An 18,768-nucleotide genomic window follows, 5' to 3' on the forward strand; every position below is an offset into this window, starting at 1 on the left:
ATGTACAACCTTTTACTTAATTCAAACTATTACAATTGTTTTTATGAACTTGAGTTATGTTTGTTCCGGTATGAAATAAAACAGCAGGGCAATAAGCATGTACAATGTGATCATCTGTATTCCTTTATACCAATTTGATTTTCCGTCATTGGAGATAACCGTAGTAAGTATGACTGCCATAAACAAAGCTCCCGTTTCTGCCCGGTTGAAGTTTAAATACATTGGTTCTGGTCCAATAAAAAAACTCAGTAATATAAGCAGGGGAGCTATAAACAGGGCAATCTGTATGGAGCTGCCAAGAGCTATCCCTATAGTAAGGTCCACTTTGTTTTTGGCTCCCATGGCAATGGCTGAGAGACTTTCTGCAGCACCACCAATTACAGCCACAAACACAATTCCGATAAAGGCTGAAGTCATGCCCAGTTCTTTTCCGGTTCCTTCTGCAGCGCCCACCAATATTTCGCTCATAAATGCTGCTGTAACTGAGGCAGCAATAAGGGCACCGATGGCTTTTTCTTTACTCCAGGGTTCGTGTTCTTCACCCATTCGATTGTCAGTATTTTTATTTATGCTTTTAAACAGGTCAGGGTGTGTTTTAATCATAAAAAAAAGATAAGCGACATACGCGACCAACAGACCGATGGCAAGAAATATGTTGAGGCTGCTCTGATTTTCTTTATAGAGATCGCCTAGTTCGACGATGAAAAATCGATTAAAGGCACTGGGGATAAGCATGCTGCATACCGCCAAAAACATCATGGAATTGTAGGTATGTATTGTGGCGGGGTTATATTCCTGACTGTGGTATTTTATTCCTCCAATGAAAAAAGCAACACCAGTGGCTAGTAGTAAATTAGCTAGGATTGCTCCTGCCAGGGAGGCTAGGACCATTTCATGTAGGCCGGCATGCAGTGCAATGACAGCGATGATTAATTCCGGTGCGTTGCCGAATGTGGCATTTAAAAGACCGCCAATGGCGTCTCCGGTATAATGGGCCAGATTTTCTGTCGACTCACCAATCAGTTTTGCTATGGGAATAATGGAAAGTGCCGAGGCAAAGAAAACGAGAGAATCTTCCACGCCTGTTTTTTCCAATATAATCGTTATCGGAATAAAAATGAAGAGCCAAAAAACAGAGGGTTTTAAGTGTTTTCTCATTTTAAGAGACTGGTATTTAATCTAATAAAGATAAATAAATAATTCAGAAGTAGAAGATTATTCTTATATCAGGCATTTTTTATCGTTGAAAAACACCGGTTTGAAATTTCTCAATAAATGAATCCTGAAGTCTTTTGAGTCTGTTTTTTTAAGTAATTGATAATCAATTCGTTTTGAAATTATTTTAAAATGATTATTTTTGCACCCGAATTCTTCCATTTAGAATTCATAACATAATTTCTCACTTAAAGTTTATAGCATGCAACTGTATAACACCTTAAGCGCAGAAGAAAGAGCCGAGCTTATCGATCAAGCCGGAAAACAACGCCTTACGTTGTCTTTCTATGCCTATGCGCACATTGAAGATCCGAAAAAAATCAGAGACGATTTATTTATTGAATGGAACAAGCTTGATGCTTTGGGCCGTACTTATGTAGCCAAAGAAGGTATCAACGCACAAATGTCGGTTCCGGCCGAAAATCTTGAAGCCTTCCGTGATACTCTGGAAGCTTATGATTTCATGCAAGGCATCCGTCTTAATGTAGCTGTGGAGCACGATGATCATTCGTTTTTAAAATTAACAGTAAAAGTACGTCACAAAATTGTGGCCGACGGTTTAAATGACGAAACGTTCGACGTAACCAATAAAGGGGTTCACTTAAGAGCAAAAGAGTTTAATGCAATTTTGGATGATCCGAATACAATCGTGGTGGATTTCCGAAACCATTACGAAAGTGAAGTAGGTCATTTCAAAGGCGCGATTACCCCGGATGTGGAAACCTTCCGTGAATCGCTTCCGATTATAAACGAACAGTTGAAAGACTTCAAAGAAGATAAAAATCTGGTAATGTACTGTACAGGAGGAATCCGATGTGAGAAGGCTTCGGCTTATTTCAAACATCAGGGATTTAAAAACGTTTTTCAGTTGGAAGGCGGTATCATCAATTACGCCAAACAGATTAAGGAAGAAGGTCTGGAAAGCAAATTCATAGGTAAGAACTTCGTGTTCGACCACCGTTTGGGAGAACGTATCACCGAAGATATCGTTTCGCAATGCCACCAGTGTGGAAAACCTTGCGACAACCATACGAACTGCGAAAATGATGCCTGCCACTTGTTATTTATCCAGTGTGATGAATGTAAAGAAGCGATGGACAACTGTTGTTCGACAGAATGTTTGGAAATTACGCATTTGCCTCTAGTGGAACAGATTAAACGCAGAAGAGGGGCACAGGTGGGGAACAAAGTCTTCCGAAAAGGAAAATCAGAATCGCTGAAATTCAAGAAATCAGGCGAGTTAACCGATACTCCTTTGGCTAAAGCTGACCCGACCGTTAGCGAACTGGCGAAGCAAAAACCGAAAACCATCCGTCAGAAAATAAAAATAAAAAAGACGTTACTTGGTAAAGTTGAACATTACTACGTAAAAGCACAGATCGGGCTTTTCATTATCGAAAATCAGGAGTTGAATCTTGGGGACAAAGTTTTGATTTCCGGACCAACAACAGGTAACGAAGAACTGGTTTTAGATAAAATGTTCGTTAACGGAACTGAAGCATCCGAGGCAAAACCGGGTGATAAAGTGACATTTGCAGTGCCGTTCCGAGTGAGATTATCCGATAAATTATTTAAAATTATCAGCTAATGACCACTTCCGGAAGAATTGAACTAATGGCGCCGGCAGGAAATTTCGAATCGATGCAGGCCGCTTTGGACAATGGTTGTGATTCCATTTATTTTGGAGTGGAGCAGCTGAATATGCGTGCGCGTGCCACGGTAAATTTCGTAATGGATGATTTACCGGAAATTGCCCGCCGTTGTAACGAAAAAAACGTCAGAACCTATCTGACTTTAAATACGATCATTTATGATCACGATTTGTCGGTTGTGAAAACATTGCTTACCAAAGCCAAGGAATCAGGAATAACAGCGGTGATTGCTTCGGACCAGGCGGTTATCATGACGGCAAAAACGATGGGGATTGAGGTGCATATTTCGACCCAGTTGAATGTTACGAACATTGAAACCGTAAAATTCTACAGTCTGTTTGCCGACACTATCGTATTGTCTCGGGAACTGAGTTTGCGTCAAGTAAAGAAAATTACCGATGAAATCGAAAGGGAACAGATCAAAGGACCATCAGGGAATCTGGTGGAAATTGAAATATTCGGACACGGAGCTCTGTGCATGGCAGTTTCAGGGAAATGTTACCTGAGCCTGCATTCGCATAATTCGTCTGCAAACCGAGGGGCGTGCAAACAAAATTGCCGTAAAAAATATACGGTTATCGATCAGGAAAGCGGATTTGAAATTGAAATCGATAACGAATACATGATGTCGCCTAAAGATTTATGTACGATTGATTTTCTGGATCAGGTAATTGATTCGGGCATCAAAGTACTGAAAATCGAAGGACGTGGAAGAGCTGCGGATTATGTGGCAACCGTAGTGAGAACCTACAGGGAAGCCATCGATGCCTATTACGAGGGGACGTTTACCAAAGAAAAGATAAACACTTGGATGGAAGATTTGTCGACTGTGTATAACCGCGGATTTTGGTCGGGTTATTACTTGGGACAAAAATTAGGAGAATGGTCAGACAATCCGGGTTCGAGCGCCACTCAGAAAAAGGTATATGTTGGTAAAGGAATGCATTATTTTCCGAAATCGGGTGTGGCCGAGTTCAAAATAGAGGCTTACGATATCAAAAAAGGCGATAAACTTCTGATTACAGGCCCAAGCACGGGAGCTCAGGAACTGGTTTTAGAAGAAATGCTGGTAAACGATCAGGATTCCGAAAAGGCAACCAAAGGCGACAGTTGTACGCTGAAAGTTCCGTTCCGTATCCGTTTGTCGGACAAGATGTATAAAATTGTAGAGAACTAATGGTCATCATCACATTACAAAGAGACAAATGCATCGGTTGTAATTATTGTGTGGAAATGGCTCCGGCGCAGTTTCAGATGTCTAAAAAAGACGGGAAAACTGTGTTGCTGAAATCAGTTGATACCAAAGGATTCCATACTTTAAAATCGCCTGATCATTCTATCGTTGAAAATTGTGAACTGGCAGAAAAAGCCTGCCCTGTGAAAATAATTTCGGTAAAGGAAGTTTGAGACAAAAATGCCGCGATACAAATTATAAAACCTGTCCTGTATAAATACTGGGCAGGTTTTTTATGTTATAGATTTACTTATTTTAAAAATTCAGAATCAGAGCTCAACCCCTTCATGTGATTCTCCAGGAACTGATGAACTCACGTTTGTATTCTCTTTTGTAACTACTTTTCCTTCATGCATCCAGGCATCAAACAATCGGTAGCCAATGGAAAATACGATTGGACCCACAAATAAACCGATAAACCCGGACATCATGAACCCGCCAATAACACCAAGGAAAATAACCAGTACGGGAACGGAGGCTCCTTTGCCTAAAAGCAGTGGTTTCAACACATTGTCGGATAAGCCGCTAACCGCGAAAAATATTGACCATAAAATAGCTGTAGTAGTACTGTCGCCGCTTGAAAAAAGGTAAATGATTACCCCGATATTAATGATGATAGGGCCGATTTGTAAAATGGATAATATCAGACAGATCAGAGTCAGGACTCCCGCAAAAGGGACACCACAGAGAAACAATCCAAAGGCCTGGATGATGGTTTGTATTACCGCTACTCCTAAAATTCCTTTCACCACCTGATATACTGTAGAAACAGTTATATCTACAATTTCTTCTCCTTTTTTGGGTCCGGCGACTCTCATAATTAAATCTGTGGCTAGATCCTGAGAGCTTTTGGACGTCATCAGGAATCCGGCGATAATAAGCGAAAGGATGATTTGAAGGAACGTCAGTCCGGAACTAACAATGCTTCCCAATACTATTTTGGAAACCTCCACAATTTGTTCTTTGTAGTCCGTAACGGCTTTTTCAATATTAACAGATGCCGCATTCAAGAAGTTGTATATTTTGTCTCCGATAATAGGCCAATCCTTCATCTTTTCGGCCGGAGTGTCTATTTTTAATGTTCCGGCTTCCATTTGGTCTTTTACGTCAATAATGCTGCCAACAACTGAATTAAAAAAAGTAACAGTAGGCACAATGATAAGGAGCAATATGACCGTTATTATTAAAAATGAAGCCAGACCTCTGCGTCCCTTTAATTTTTTCTGGACAAAATTATATAAGGGATGTATTATAATGGCAAAGATGATTGCCCAGAGGATAGGCATTGTAAAAGGGAGTAATAGCCTAATACAGAATCCCATGATAAGGAATATCATTCCCAATTGCAGGATGATGTCGAATAGCGTTTTGCTATTAAAATCGGAATTGTTTTTCATGCCCTTTGGTTTTTATAAGTTAGTGAATCGGATAAAAGTTGAATTGTCAGGTTTTGTTTTTTCTGAGATCAGGGGTATTACTGTCCGATACCAGACGTCCGATCAGAATAACAGGATACAACACGCCAAAAATTGCTTCCATCTGTACCATGGAGCGCGCTATCGGATGCAGTGGAAGGATTTCACCATAACCTGTAGTGGTGATTGTGATATAACTGAAATACAAAAAATTGGCTTCCAGACTGTTTCGTTCAAATGGAGGCAGGGTAATCTGAAATGCCCCTTCAATATCTTGAAATATATATAAATAAATAATAGACCAGAGGTTGGCCATCAGCATATAAACCACCACCGATCCCACTACACGGAAAATAGTTACAGGCCCGGGTTCGAATACTTTTATGAGAACTAATATGATAAGCAGCAAAAGGGCTGCAATCGAAAGGATGAAGTCGGCAACCACAATGAAATTACTGGTATTGAAAAGACTGATCCAGCCAACAACTACAAACAAAACAGGAATAATGGAAATCAGTTTGGCTTGCTTTTTAGTGGTCTCCAATGCAAAAATACCCGACAAAAGAAAGAGCACCCAGAAAATCTGCATGGCTAACTTTAAAAAGGAATAGCTTCCAAACAACGGAATAAAAAGAAAGTGCATGATGAAAAGCAAAACCAGCATGCTTAAAAGCCCGTCTTCTTTGTCCCACAAGTGATTGAATAATCGATATTGTTTTGCTTTGACCATAAGGTTTTATTTTTAAATGGAAGTCAATCAGTAATTGAAAAAAACAAAAAGAACGAGTTGCACTTAAATGGGTATAGGCTCGACTTCAACTCTTCCGAGCGGCCTTCTTCCCAATCGGAAAAGCAAAATAATCAGAACCGGTAAAAAACAAATGGCAGACAATACCAGATAAACATCTTTATAAGCAAGTAAAATAGCAGCTTGGGAAGTTTGGTTGGAAAGACTCTTCTCGGCCATTTTTTGCGCTTCTGTTTCGGACAAGCCTTTGTGTAAATATACGTTTTTTGTTTGAATTAACTGATCTTCAGCTAACTGATTTGTAGGGGATAACTGCTGACTTAGGCCTGTTTTATGATGAATATTCGCGTTGCTAATCATCGTTCCCAAGATGGCACTTCCCAGCAATACGGCCAGAACAACACGGCAAATGACACCGCTCATCATTCGGGAATCGCCTAATTTTTTAGGGATCCCTTCCGCTAAATAAAGCGATGAGGTTGGATACAGAAACCCGATTGCCAATCCTTTGATAACAAAAGGTTCCATAAAATCGGAAGGACTTATTTCGGGGTAAAACCTGAAGAAGAGTATCATGTGGTATAGGCCGTAGCAGGTGAATCCCATAATCCAAACTGTACCGATGTAAATTTTTTTGTATAAAAGATAGGTTGTTAATGGAATCGCTATGAAAATACCGATCAGCATGGATAAATGGGTCCGGGCTTCATACAAAGGATCGAAGCCAAGCACATTGCCCATGAATCCCGAAACAACGCTCCCTGTGCCATTAATGGCTCCAATATAGAAAAACAGAAACGAGCCTATTGCCACATTGGAGTATTTGAATACGTCAGGGTCAATCAGCGGATCTTCGGTAAAACGGGTATGAAGGATGTATACTCCGATTATGATAAGTCCAAAAGCAACGGCAGAAGCTATTTTGGGATCCTGAAACCAATTTCGGGTTTGTCCTTCGGCGCACAGGAAAAGAATATCGGTAAACAATAAAATCATCAGGAACCAGCCTCTCCAGTCGAATTGGAAAACGCCTTTCATCGGAGCAATATCTTTTCGGTAAAAAATCCAGGCCAGAATAATGCCGATGAAAAAATTGGCATTTAGAAAGTAAACACTAAAGGTCCAATCGTGTAAACTGGTAAAGCTCGTGCCAAGGTATTTATAGATGTGCTGGCTCCCCTGAAGGATGAATTGCATGATTCCGTACATGATGGCCATATTGAACGCCGGATTGTATTTTAGGATGATAGGAATCATGGTCGCAAATATCCCGACAATTGAAATGATGGATAAAAGCGAACGCCAAACCGTGAACCATCCGATGGAAGTCGTATATAGTGAAGCGGTATTGAATAGTATCGCCAGAAAACTGACGGATAAAACCATCGTGCGAAGGGGAAGCTGTTTGGCGATTCGTATCCCTAACGGTAAAAAGGCCAACATGGCAAAAACCGGAATGTAACTCGAATAGGTAAAAGCCGTTGTTGATTCTCCGAAATGACCCAGAATTTGAGAATTATCGTAAGCAGTAATATTAAGTGTATTAAAAAAAGGAATGGTCAGGACATATAGCCCGATAAGAATGAAAACGCTTCCTTTTTTTATCTTAACCATCGCTTATTTTTCTACTTCAACAGTTGCATTCATGCCGGGTTTTACGGGCTCGAGTTCCTGAGGGCTGGCTTCAAATTCAATTTTTACCGGAATGCGTTGGGTGATTTTCACGAAATTACCAGTGGAATTATCCGGTTCCACCATCGAAAATTTGGCTCCGGTGGCCGGCGAAAATCCGACCACTTTTCCTTTAAATTCTTTATCGTCCAGCGCATCTATGGTAATCGTAACCGGTTGCCCTATTTTTATCCGCTCCACCTGAGTTTCTTTGAAGTTGGCGGTCACCCATAGTTTGTGTTTCAGTACAATGGAGGCGATTACCTGATTTGTACTTACCAAATCGCCTACGGAAAGTTCCCTTTCGCCCACAAAACCATCTATTGGAGCTTTTATGACCGTGTATGATAATTGCAGTTTTGCGTTATCCAAATTGGCTTTTTTGCCGGCTACAGTTGCTTTTGCGGCTTCCAGATTGGTTTTGCTTTGCTGGGTAATGGAACTGCTGGCCAACAATTCGTTTTGACCTGCTTTCAGATAAGCTTCGGTAGATTTCATCTTGGCCAGTACCTGATCGTATTGGTTTCTCGTCACAGCCGAATCGGCAAACATTTTTTCAAAACGCTGATAATCTTTTCTGGCTTTTTCCAGATCGGCCATATCGCCGGCCAATTTTTCCTTGGCAGCGGCCTGATTGGATGTCGATGTAATTATGGCTTGTTCCAAAGAATGAAGATTTCCTTCGGCTATGGCTAAATCGGCTTCGGCCTGTCTCACTTTTATTTGGTATTCTTGGTCATCAAGAATAATCAGTGTATCGCCTTTATGCACAGGCTGGTTGGCCTCGAAACGGATTTCTTTTATATGTCCGCTCGCCCGGGCTGCAATATTGTTCATATAGGATTCCACCTGAGCGTTGTTGGTGGTTTCATTTTGGCTGAAGTCAAAAAACAGACTCAATATCCACAAAACACCTCCCAGCAGAAAAGCAAAAGAAAGGATGGTCAGAATGGTATTTCTTTTTCGTTCTGATTTTTGAACTGCTTCGGGGTTTTGGTTTTCCTGGCTCATAGCATCTTCGTTTATAGTTTTCCCATGGCATATTGCAGGGAGTAATATTGAATGATCAAGTCGAGATTGGCATTGATGAGTGAAATTTTAGCGCCGTTTAATTGTAATTCGGCATCAACCATATCGCTAATCAAGGCAAAGTCATTGTCGTAGCGGCTTTTTACGATTCTGTAGTTGCTCTCCGATAATTCCACATCTTTTTTATAGGTCGATATGTTTTTTTGACTTTCAACATACTTCACAAAAACGGTTTTTACTTCCTTGTCAATTTGGTCTTTGGTCACATCTAGAATCGTTTTGCTTCGGTCAATATCCAATTTGTCACCGCTCACCTGATGTTTCAGATTGTAAAAACTGGAAATATCCCAATTTAACGATAGACCTGCTGTCCAGAAATTGAGGATGTTTGGATAATCTGGCCATTGGGCTGGGTACTGGGTATTGAGCATTGCACCGGCGTATAGATTGGGTAAGTATCCACTTTTTGTGATGCTGAGGTTGGATTCGGAAAGTTTCACGTTTAATTCCGATTGTTTGATTTCATATCGGTTCTCATAAGCTTCGGCCAGGCATTGTTGAATATCCCGTTCTTCCTTGGGAATTGTGGTTTCGGCCATTTCAGGTTTTAGTACGGTGTCAGTCGGAATACCAATCAAAATATCTAGATAGTTGCTGACCAGTTTGATGTTGTTAGTGTCTTCAAACACGGAAACTTCAAATCTTGATTGTTGTAATTCGGTTCGTAATAGATCACTTTTTAGGTTTTGTCCGTTGGCCACCCGCGATTGTAGTTGTTTGATTCGCAGGTTAGTGTTTATGATATTTTGTTTGGTGACTTCAATCTGGCGGTAAAGTTTTTCAAGGGTGAAATATTGCTGTACTATGGCCAGTTTAATTTCTGCTTCCGTCATTTTAACAGTGGCTTCCTGTAGCTCTCGGATTAATTCCTGTTTGCTTATCCTGTTGTTGATGAGGTTTCCTGTATATATGGGCATGCTGGCCAATATGTTTGCAGAAGCCTGATAATCGAAGTAATCTACCGTGAGGCTTTTTTCATAGAATCCCTCATATATTTTTGGATTACCGATGTGATTATAGTTCATATTCAGTCCGACAAGCGGCATCTTCGCCATTTTTGTCTGACTGACATTTTCATTGGCAATGGCAACGTCGGTATTGGCAATTTTTATTTGCTTGTTGTTCTCAATACCAAGTTTTAAGGCTTCCTCTAAAGTTATGCTTTGCACGTTTGTTAAGGAGTCGTTCTGACCGTATCCTTTTTCCATGCCGAATAATGCGACAATCAGTAGCAGAAAGGCATATTTGAAGCGTTGTAAGAGGGTAATAGTTATCAATTATTATTGTTTTAAATATTAATAACAAATCGCTTTCAGGAATCAGAATAAAAACACGGGTAATTATGTTAATATCTTGGTTATCAAATATAAATAATTTAACAATAAAAACCTTCGGTTACTCGTTAAAATTATTTTCGGATGCCATTGGACAGTCATAAATTGCTTTTGAACGGGAAAAACATAAAACAGATGGGGTTCAGAGGTTTACATAGAAGAGTACAATCGGTTATTTTTAAGTTTCCGATTTGTTGATTTCGAACAAAAATTAAATTGTGCCGATGCTCAATTTATGAAGAATTCGGACTTAAAGTTAAACCGTCCATCGCAAAATAAAAAAATACTATCTTTACACACAAAATCAATTTACGAATAAGTAGTCTGGCTTGAGGCCGACGATCAATATATATTCAAATTATGGCATGTAACAGTTGTTCAACCTCCGATGGCAGTGCGCCGAAGGGGTGTAAAAATAATGGGACTTGCGGCACCGATAGCTGCAACAAATTAACCGTATTCGATTGGCTTTCCAATATGACACTTCCGGGTGGTCAGGAGCCTTTTGACTGTGTTGAGGTTCGTTTTAAAAACGGGCGCAAAGAATTTTACCGCAATACCGAAAAATTGACTTTGGGTATCGGTGATATCGTTGCCACGGAGATGTCCCCTGGCCACGACATTGGGATTGTTAGCTTGACCGGAGAACTGGTAAAGGTGCAAATGAAGAAAAAAGGGGTTAATCACGAAGGTGAGGTTCCTAAAATCTACAGAAAAGCATCCCAAAAAGACATTGATATCTGGAGTGATGCCCGTGACAGGGAAGAGCCGATGAAAGTCCGCGCACGTGAATTGGCAATCAGTCTAAAACTGGAAATGAAAATCTCGGATATTGAGTTCCAAGGTGACGGTTCTAAAGCTACGTTCTACTATACGGCAAATGACCGCGTCGATTTTCGTCAGTTAATCAAGGATTTTGCTAAAGAATTCAATACGCGAATCGAGATGAAACAGGTTGGTTTCCGTCAGGAAGCATCCCGTTTGGGTGGAATTGGTTCGTGCGGACGCGAATTGTGCTGTTCCACATGGTTAACCGATTTTAGAAGCGTAAATACTTCTGCGGCGCGCTATCAGCAGTTATCATTGAACCCGCAGAAACTGGCCGGTCAGTGTGGTAAGTTAAAATGCTGTCTGAATTACGAATTGGATACTTATCTGGATGCTCTGAAAGGTTTTCCGGATATGGAGACCAAGTTGTATACCGAAAAAGGCGATGCGCTTTGTCAGAAGGTTGACATATTCAAAGGTTTGATGTGGTTTGCCTATACCAATAATTTTGCACAATGGCACGTTTTAAAGATAGATCAGGTTAAAGAAATCGTGGCATTAAACAAAGAGAAGAAACGTATTGCGGCACTCGAGGATTATACTGTTGAGACGATTGTGGAAGAAGAGAAAAACTTCCAAAATGCTGTAGGACAGGATAGTTTGACACGTTTTGATCAGCCTAAGAAAAAGAAACGTCCAAACAAGAAACGTCAAGCGGCTGATACCGAAAAGCCAAAAGGAACAACTGAGAGACAAAAAGTAGTACCTGAAAGACAAAAAGGGGCACCGGAAAAGCCAAATAAACCGGCTTCTGAAGGACAGGGTGGACAAAACAAGCCTGCTTCCGAAGGACAACCAAGAAATAATAACCGCAGACCGCGACCAAATAGAAATAAACCATCGAACGATAAAAATGATTCAAAACAATAGATTTTTAATTTTTGGATTTGCCTTGTCACTGTCGCTTTTTTCCTGTGACAAAAAAAGGGTTTTTGATGAATACCGTGAAATAGACGGTTCCTGGCATAAAAAACAGAAGGTGTCGTTTGCTTTTGAGCAGAAGGACACGATCCAGGATTATAATATGTTTGTAAACATCAGAAACAATAATGATTACCCATACAGTAATTTGTTCCTTATCGTTTCCATGCTGCAACCGGATGGAGTAACCAAGGTGGATACGTTAGAGTATCAAATGGCTAATCCGGATGGTACGCTGATGGGGGAAGGGTTTTCCGATGTAAAAGAGAGCAAACTCTGGTATAAGGAAAATGCAAGGTTTCCTAAAGCCGGGAAGTATGTGGTAAGCATTCAGCAGGCTGTTCGCGAAACCGGAAAAGTATCCGGTGTTGAACAATTGCAGGGTGTTTCGGAAGTAGGTTTTAGAATAGAAAAAACGAATTAAAATGGCTCAAATCAATAATAAAAAAGAAGATTTTTCTCCGTATGTAAAGAAATTCTGGAAACTGTTTATTTACTGTTTTGGCGGAGCGATTTTATTTTTCCTGTTTGCATCCTGGGGACTTTTCGGCTCGATGCCTTCGTTTGATGAGTTGGAAAATCCAAACTCTAATGTAGCCACGGAAATCATCTCTTCCGATGGGGTAACCATTGGTAAATTTTATCTTGAAAACAGAACGCCGGTTAAATTCGCCGAATTGCCGGATCATTTGGTGAAAGCTTTGGTGGCTACCGAGGACGAGCGTTTTTATGAGCATTCCGGTATTGATACAAAAGGTACATTACGTGCGGCCCTGAGTTTAGGGCGCAGCGGAGGAGCAAGTACGTTAACCCAGCAGTTGGCAAAAAACCTTTTCCACGGCGAAGGGTCTAAGTTCCTCCCGTTCCGTATCATTCAAAAAGCTAAGGAGTGGATTATCGCCACCAAATTGGAAAGACAATATACCAAGCAGGAAATTATTGCCCACTATTTAAACACGGTCGATTTCGTAAATACTGCGGTGGGAATCCGTTCGGCGTCCAAAGTATATTTCGGGAAAGAACCAAAAGATTTAACCGTGGATGAAGCGGCAATGTTCGTGGGAATGTTGAAAAACCCATCGTTGTTCAATCCGGTGCGTCGCCTTCAGAAAGTGACCGACAGACGAAATGTGGTATTGCATCAGATGGAAAAAAACAAGTTCCTGACCAAAGAACGAAAAGAGTTTTACCAGGCGCAGCCTATCGTTTTAAAATTTACTCCGGAAAGTCATATCGAAGGAAGTGCTACGTATTTCAGAGAGTACTTACGCGACTTCATGAAAAAGTGGGTAAAAGAGAATCCAAAGAAGGACGGTGATGGCGAATATGATATTTACCGTGATGGATTGAAAATCTATACCACGATCGATTCCAGAATGCAGCAATATGCTGAAGAGGCAGCTACAGAACACTTAGCTAACCTGCAACAGGAATTCAACAAAAGACAGAAGGATAATCCGAATGCTCCTTTTACTGGTATTACGCCGGATGAAACAAAAAAGATCATGGAACGTTCCATGAAAAATTCTGAGCGTTGGCGTATTATGAGCGAGAAAGGTTTCGATGAGAACAAAATCATGAAATCATTCGATGTTCCGACAAAAATGCAGGTATTCACATGGAAAGGAGAGAAAGATACATTGTTAACACCTCGTGATTCCATCTTATATTACAAGCATTTCCTTCAGACAGGAATGATGGCGATGGAGCCTCAAACCGGTCATGTTAAGGCCTGGGTTGGAGGAATCAATTACAAACATTTCCAATACGACCACGTTGGTCAGGGAGCTAGACAGGTTGGTTCAACTTTCAAACCGTTTTTATATGCCACGGCTATAGAACAGTTGAAGATGTCTCCTTGTGATTCCATAGTTGATTCGCCATTTACAATGCCAAAAGGACGTTATAACATCGATGCCGATTGGTCACCTAAAAACTCAACCGGTAATTATCGCGGAATGGTGAATCTGAAATCGGCGCTGGCCAATTCCATCAACACGGTTTCTGCTAAACTGATTGATAAAGTAGGGCCGGAAGCGGTGGTAGACATGACCAAGAAATTGGGAGTTAGCTCTGAAATCCCTGTTCAGCCTTCTATTGCCTTAGGAGCAGTAGATATTACAGTAGAGGAAATGGTGGCTGCGTTCAGTACATTCGCTAATCAGGGTGTGTATATGAAGCCACAGGTGATTGTGAAAATCGTGGATAAAAACGGAGTGGTCTTATATGAACCGGTGCCGGAATCCCGAGACGTGATGAGTAAAGACGTTGCTTATACCGTGATCAAACTAATGGAAGGAGTTACCGAATATGGAACTGGTTCCCGCTTACGTTGGGGAAGCGCGCCGGAATCGGCAAGAGTTACAGGGGTTCCATATAATTTAAGAAACCCAATAGCCGGTAAAACAGGAACGTCCCAAAACAATTCAGATGGATGGTTTATCGGTATGGTGCCTAATTTATGTGCCGGAGTATGGGTCGGAAATGAGGATCGATCTGCCCATTTCGAACAAACCAATATGGGACAGGGAGCCACGATGGCTTTACCTATTTGGGGAATATTCATGAAGAAATGTTACGAGGATGCAAGTCTGGATGTTTCACAGAAACCGTTCGAAAAACCTGAAAACTTCGCCATTAAAGTAGATTGTTATGTGCCTAGGAAAGTGGTTGTAGACAGTCTTGCCGTCGAGGAAGATACACAAACCGAAGAATTCGATTTCTAAATAGGAAACGCCTTTTTTAAAAGGCGTTTTTTTTATACTTTTAAGGCCAAAATTAAACAAACGCAATCGCCATATGATTAATAAGAAAGTAGGTAATGTTCAGGAGGCATTACACGATATAAAAGACGGGCAAACCATCATGCTGGGTGGTTTCGGACTTTGCGGAATCCCCGAAAACAGTATTGCCGAACTTGTCCGAAAAGATGTAAAAGAATTGACTTGTATTTCAAATAATGCTGGGGTTGATGATTTCGGATTGGGATTGTTATTGCAAAAACGTCAGATTAAAAAAATGATTTCTTCCTATGTGGGGGAGAATGCCGAATTCGAGCGTCAGATGTTAAGCGGCGAATTGGATGTGGAATTAACGCCGCAAGGAACTTTAGCCGAAAAATGCCGTGCTGCTCAAGCTGGAATTCCTGCGTTTTTTACACCTGCCGGTTATGGTACCGAAGTAGCCGAAGGAAAAGAAGTTCGTGAATTCAACGGAAAAATGCATATAATGGAATTGGCTTATAAAGCCGATTTCTCCATCGTAAAAGCATGGAAAGGCGACGATGCCGGAAACCTTATTTTTAAGGGAACGGCCAGAAATTTCAACAGTTGTATGGCGGGTGCAGCCAGAATTACTATTGCAGAGGTGGAGGAATTAGTGCCTGCGGGAACTTTAGATCCAAACCAGATTCACATTCCGGGAATTATGGTACAGCGCATCTTCCAAGGTGAGAAATTTGAAAAGCGAATTGAGCAACGTACAACCCGTAAAAGATAATAGTCATGGCTTTAGATAAAAATCAAATTGCAAAAAGAATCGCCAAGGAAGTTAAAGATCGTTATTTCGTGAATTTAGGAATTGGAATTCCAACCTTGGTAGCCAATTATGTAAGACATGATATTTCAGTAGAATTCCAGAGCGAAAACGGAGTGTTGGGAATGGGGCCGTTCCCTTTTGAAGGCGAAGAAGATGCTGATATCATCAATGCCGGAAAACAAACTATCACCACATTACCGGGAGCAAGTTTCTTTGATTCGGCATTCAGTTTTGGAATGATTCGGGCGCAGAAAGTTGATTTAACCATTTTAGGCGCGATGGAAGTTTCTGAAAATGGAGATATCGCTAACTGGAAAATTCCGGGTAAAATGGTGAAAGGAATGGGTGGCGCCATGGATTTGGTGGCTTCTGCCGATAATATTATCGTTGCCATGATGCATGTAAACAAAGCAGGCGAATCGAAAATCCTTAAGAAATGTACGCTTCCGCTAACAGGCGTTGGCTGCGTTAAAAAAGTAGTTACGGAATTGGCTGTTTTGGAAGTGACTCCGAAGGGCTTCAAACTTTTGGAAAGAGCTCCCGGTGTTTCTGTTGAAGAGATTATTAAGGCTACCGAGGCCGAATTAATTATCGAAGGAGAGGTTCCGGAAATGGTAATCGATTAATCAATCAAAATATATATTAAAAAGCATCTTTGGTAAAATATACTAAAGATGCTTTTGTTTTTTACATAGGATCGAAATGGAGAGCAATTTGTTATTTGAAGGCGTCATAAATCTGTTTGGTGAAATTTTTTAACAAAAATTAAACATTATATTAAAAAATTTAAAAAAAATTGTATTATTGTATCATTGATGGTTGTAAAAAATAAAAGATGTTTTTTCAAGATGTGTTAAGGATTGGATTCTTTTTAATTTTTACAAAAATTATACAAAGGAAGAATGACCGAGTTGTTCATTCGTGTTAAAATGTAGTTTGGAAGGTAGGGTAGACGATTTTGAGAAACGATAATGTTTACCAGTAGGAAATAAAATTATAAGAGGGAGCTTTTATAAACATTACATAATCGATTAAATTTTATTGCTGATTAATTTTTAACCCAATTTAACCTATTTAACTATGAGAAAACAATTACATTACTTTGGAACATTAACGGTTTCAACGTTTTTTGCGTGTTCTGCCTTGGCGCAAGAATCTGGCAAGAAGGTAAATTCAATCGAAAAAAATCCAAACGGTTTGGCAAGCTTTGTTTCTTTTAAAGAGACCGCAGGTTACAAAAGTTCGGATTTTCAAACTATTTTTAAAGAGCAGTTAGGTTTAAAACAAGGACAAAACTTCTCTAAAGTCAAATCCGATGTGGACAAATTGGGGTTTTCACATGAAAAGTTTCAATTGTTTCACCAGGGACTTAAAGTCGAATTTGCAACCTATACATTGCATTCAAAGAGCGGAAAAGTCGCAAGTATGTCCGGGGAGTTTTACACTATCGGGACAGTAAACACCCGCCCTTCTCTTTCTTTACAAGATGCTTTCAATAAGGCAGTGGCCCAAATCGGCGCCAAAAGCTATATGTGGGACAACCCTGAAGATTCCAAGGCTTTTGGATATACTAAACCACAAGGGGAATTAGTACTGTTGCCGGTGGATGATGAAATAAAATTAGCCTATAAATTCGATATATATGCTACACAGCCTGTTAGCAGGGGTGATATTTATATAGATGCTTCTACCGGTGAGTCATTATTTTACAACGCTACGATCAAACATTTAGATGAATTCAGCCATGGCCAAAAAGCTGAGAAAACCGGAAGTATCAATCTGTTTAAAAAAGAATCCATGTTGGTTGCAGCAAATGCCGCAACCCGATACAGTGGAACTCAGGTTATCGAAACCATTTTAAACGGGAATTCCTATATCCTGTCGGAAAATACAAGAGGAAACGGAATTCTAACCTTAAATATGAAAAAAGGAACAAATTATTCTGCTGCGGTAAATTTTACGGATACTGATAATAATTGGACCGCTGCAGAATTTAATAATGCGAACAAAGATAATGCTGCTTTGGATGCTCATTGGGGAGCAGAAAAAACCTATGATTATTGGAAAAATGTTCATGGAAGAAATAGTTATGATAATTTGGGAACAGCATTAAAAAGTTACGTTCATTATAGCAGTAACTACGATAACGCATACTGGAATGGTAGTGCAATGACCTATGGAGACGGTTCAGGAACTTATTTTGATGCCTTAACTTCGATAGATGTTGCCGGTCACGAAATCGGTCATGCGGTTTGTGAAAAAACTGCTCGTCTTGCGTACCAATTAGAATCGGGTGCAATGAATGAAGGTTTTTCGGATATTTGGGGAGCGTGTGTGGAATATTATGCCGCACCAACTAAACAACGCTGGATAATTGGAGAAGACATTGAAAGGAGAAGCGGTCACGTGGGTTTACGCTCTATGAGTAATCCTAACGCTGAAGGACAACCAGATACTTATGGAGGAACTTACTGGGTTAGTCAATCCAGATGTCGTCCGAGAAGTGGAAATGACTATTGTGGCGTTCACACAAACTCGGGAGTCCTAAACCATTGGTTTTATATTTTAACTGAAGGTAAGGCAGGAACTAATGATTTGGGTAACTCCTACAATGTAACAGGAATAGGAATTGACAAAGCGGCGAAAATTGCGTATCGTTTAGAGAGTGTTTATTTATCCGCCAATTCAAATTATTCAAATGCGAGAACTTATGGTATTCAGGCGGCTACTGATTTGTTTGGTGCCGGTTCAGCTGAAGTGATTGCTACCACCAACGCTTGGTATGCGGTGGGAGTAGGATCTGCATCTTCTGCACTTGTAAATCAGGAAGGGACGCCTGTTTCAACAAGTTATGCTCTTGCAGGTGAGGGAGCCGAAATTAAAGCATTTCCTAATCCATTTGAAAATGTAATTTATATCAGTATTAATGATAGCCAAAATACTTCATTTAAAATCACAAACCTTTTGGGACAAGTAGTGAAGGAAGGTAAATTACATGACAAAATAATTAATGTGGAAAGCCTTGCTAAAGGAATGTATGTGTTGGAATTGTCTCAGGATGATGCAGTTGTATTATCGGAAAAAGTGATTAAAAAATAATCTGAAGATCCATATAATATGGGAG

The 18,768-nt window shown here is 40.3% G+C and carries 15 protein-coding genes; 9 read left to right on the plus strand and 6 right to left on the minus strand.

What is annotated here, in order from left to right; all coding sequences use genetic code 11:
• Positions 1-54 precede the first annotated feature (54 nt).
• The gene (gene cax, locus LZF87_RS03605; RefSeq protein WP_244341870.1) at positions 55-1,158 is read right to left on the minus strand and encodes a calcium/proton exchanger; all 1,104 of its coding nucleotides are present in this window, start codon (positions 1,156-1,158) and stop codon (positions 55-57) included.
• Between the two features lie 259 nt (positions 1,159-1,417).
• Between cax and LZF87_RS03610 the strand changes: the two genes are divergently transcribed.
• The 3 genes from LZF87_RS03610 to LZF87_RS03620 are packed head-to-tail and all read left to right on the plus strand — an operon-like array spanning position 1,418 to position 4,274.
• Positions 1,418-2,803 (plus strand): rhodanese-related sulfurtransferase, encoded by a 1,386-nt coding sequence (locus tag LZF87_RS03610; RefSeq protein WP_244341871.1) that lies wholly within the window; start codon positions 1,418-1,420, stop codon positions 2,801-2,803.
• Positions 2,803-4,044, plus strand: coding sequence for a peptidase U32 family protein (locus tag LZF87_RS03615; RefSeq protein ID WP_244341872.1), 1,242 nt, complete (start codon positions 2,803-2,805; stop codon positions 4,042-4,044). Before LZF87_RS03610 ends, LZF87_RS03615 begins: the two co-directional genes overlap by 1 nt.
• Complete coding sequence (locus LZF87_RS03620; protein WP_244341873.1) at positions 4,044-4,274, plus strand: ferredoxin; 231 nt, start codon at positions 4,044-4,046, stop codon at positions 4,272-4,274. The genes LZF87_RS03615 and LZF87_RS03620 overlap by 1 nt, the downstream gene beginning before the upstream one ends.
• A gap of 96 nt (positions 4,275-4,370) precedes the next feature.
• Here the strand turns inward: LZF87_RS03620 and LZF87_RS03625 are convergent, their stop codons facing one another.
• From LZF87_RS03625 to LZF87_RS03645, 5 genes are all read right to left on the minus strand, one after another.
• Positions 4,371-5,498, minus strand: a complete 1,128-nt coding sequence (locus LZF87_RS03625; RefSeq protein WP_244341874.1) for an AI-2E family transporter — start codon at positions 5,496-5,498, stop codon at positions 4,371-4,373.
• Between the two features lie 46 nt (positions 5,499-5,544).
• Entirely contained in the window at positions 5,545-6,246 is a 702-nt protein-coding gene (locus tag LZF87_RS03630) for a potassium channel family protein (RefSeq protein ID WP_244341875.1), read from the minus strand.
• Between the two features lie 63 nt (positions 6,247-6,309).
• A complete protein-coding gene (locus LZF87_RS03635; protein WP_244341876.1) occupies positions 6,310-7,878 on the minus strand; it encodes an MFS transporter in 1,569 nt (522 codons plus the stop codon).
• Between the two features lie 3 nt (positions 7,879-7,881).
• On the minus strand, positions 7,882-8,946 hold the full coding sequence (locus tag LZF87_RS03640) for an HlyD family secretion protein (RefSeq protein ID WP_244341877.1): 1,065 nt from the start codon (positions 8,944-8,946) through the stop codon (positions 7,882-7,884).
• Positions 8,947-8,957: 11 nt separating this feature from the next.
• Positions 8,958-10,301 carry a TolC family protein gene (locus LZF87_RS03645; protein WP_244341878.1) on the minus strand — a complete coding sequence of 448 codons (1,344 nt, stop codon included), beginning with the start codon at positions 10,299-10,301 and terminating at the stop codon, positions 8,958-8,960.
• Between the two features lie 417 nt (positions 10,302-10,718).
• On the opposite strand from LZF87_RS03645, the gene LZF87_RS03650 reads away from it, so the two are divergent.
• The 6 genes from LZF87_RS03650 (at position 10,719) to LZF87_RS03675 (ending at position 18,743) form a co-directional block, all read left to right on the plus strand.
• Entirely contained in the window at positions 10,719-12,056 is a 1,338-nt protein-coding gene (locus tag LZF87_RS03650; protein ID WP_244341879.1) for a PSP1 domain-containing protein, read from the plus strand.
• On the plus strand, positions 12,040-12,531 hold the full coding sequence (locus LZF87_RS03655; protein WP_244341880.1) for a gliding motility lipoprotein GldH: 492 nt from the start codon (positions 12,040-12,042) through the stop codon (positions 12,529-12,531). Before LZF87_RS03650 ends, LZF87_RS03655 begins: the two co-directional genes overlap by 17 nt.
• Before the next feature lies 1 nt (position 12,532).
• On the plus strand, positions 12,533-14,833 hold the full coding sequence (locus LZF87_RS03660) for a penicillin-binding protein 1A (RefSeq protein ID WP_244341881.1): 2,301 nt from the start codon (positions 12,533-12,535) through the stop codon (positions 14,831-14,833).
• A 73-nt stretch (positions 14,834-14,906) separates the two neighbouring features.
• Positions 14,907-15,605, plus strand: a complete 699-nt coding sequence (locus LZF87_RS03665; protein WP_244341882.1) for a CoA transferase subunit A — start codon at positions 14,907-14,909, stop codon at positions 15,603-15,605.
• 5 nt (positions 15,606-15,610) lie between these two features.
• Complete coding sequence (locus LZF87_RS03670) at positions 15,611-16,270, plus strand: CoA transferase subunit B (RefSeq protein WP_244341883.1); 660 nt, start codon at positions 15,611-15,613, stop codon at positions 16,268-16,270.
• 454 nt (positions 16,271-16,724) lie between these two features.
• On the plus strand, positions 16,725-18,743 hold the full coding sequence (locus tag LZF87_RS03675) for a M4 family metallopeptidase (RefSeq protein WP_244341884.1): 2,019 nt from the start codon (positions 16,725-16,727) through the stop codon (positions 18,741-18,743).
• The last annotated feature ends 25 nt before the right edge of the window (positions 18,744-18,768 follow it).

Origin of the sequence: Flavobacterium enshiense, from assembly GCF_022836875.1 — a bacterium.
Lineage (GTDB): Bacteria > Bacteroidota > Bacteroidia > Flavobacteriales > Flavobacteriaceae > Flavobacterium > Flavobacterium enshiense_A.

What these genes read in the sequence shown, in the direction of transcription:
- LZF87_RS03675 (WP_244341884.1), top strand. Translation starts at nt 16,725, where the DNA reads ATGAGAAAACAATTACATTACTTTGGAACATTAACGGTTTCAACGTTT.
- LZF87_RS03650 (WP_244341879.1), top strand. Translation starts at nt 10,719, where the DNA reads ATGGCATGTAACAGTTGTTCAACCTCCGATGGCAGTGCGCCGAAGGGG.
- LZF87_RS03625 (WP_244341874.1), bottom strand. Translation starts at nt 5,498, where the DNA reads ATGAAAAACAATTCCGATTTTAATAGCAAAACGCTATTCGACATCATC.
- LZF87_RS03660 (WP_244341881.1), top strand. Translation starts at nt 12,533, where the DNA reads ATGGCTCAAATCAATAATAAAAAAGAAGATTTTTCTCCGTATGTAAAG.
- LZF87_RS03665 (WP_244341882.1), top strand. Translation starts at nt 14,907, where the DNA reads ATGATTAATAAGAAAGTAGGTAATGTTCAGGAGGCATTACACGATATA.
- LZF87_RS03615 (WP_244341872.1), top strand. Translation starts at nt 2,803, where the DNA reads ATGACCACTTCCGGAAGAATTGAACTAATGGCGCCGGCAGGAAATTTC.
- LZF87_RS03635 (WP_244341876.1), bottom strand. Translation starts at nt 7,878, where the DNA reads ATGGTTAAGATAAAAAAAGGAAGCGTTTTCATTCTTATCGGGCTATAT.
- LZF87_RS03630 (WP_244341875.1), bottom strand. Translation starts at nt 6,246, where the DNA reads ATGGTCAAAGCAAAACAATATCGATTATTCAATCACTTGTGGGACAAA.
- LZF87_RS03620 (WP_244341873.1), top strand. Translation starts at nt 4,044, where the DNA reads ATGGTCATCATCACATTACAAAGAGACAAATGCATCGGTTGTAATTAT.
- LZF87_RS03640 (WP_244341877.1), bottom strand. Translation starts at nt 8,946, where the DNA reads ATGAGCCAGGAAAACCAAAACCCCGAAGCAGTTCAAAAATCAGAACGA.
- cax (WP_244341870.1), bottom strand. Translation starts at nt 1,158, where the DNA reads ATGAGAAAACACTTAAAACCCTCTGTTTTTTGGCTCTTCATTTTTATT.
- LZF87_RS03670 (WP_244341883.1), top strand. Translation starts at nt 15,611, where the DNA reads ATGGCTTTAGATAAAAATCAAATTGCAAAAAGAATCGCCAAGGAAGTT.
- LZF87_RS03655 (WP_244341880.1), top strand. Translation starts at nt 12,040, where the DNA reads ATGATTCAAAACAATAGATTTTTAATTTTTGGATTTGCCTTGTCACTG.
- LZF87_RS03610 (WP_244341871.1), top strand. Translation starts at nt 1,418, where the DNA reads ATGCAACTGTATAACACCTTAAGCGCAGAAGAAAGAGCCGAGCTTATC.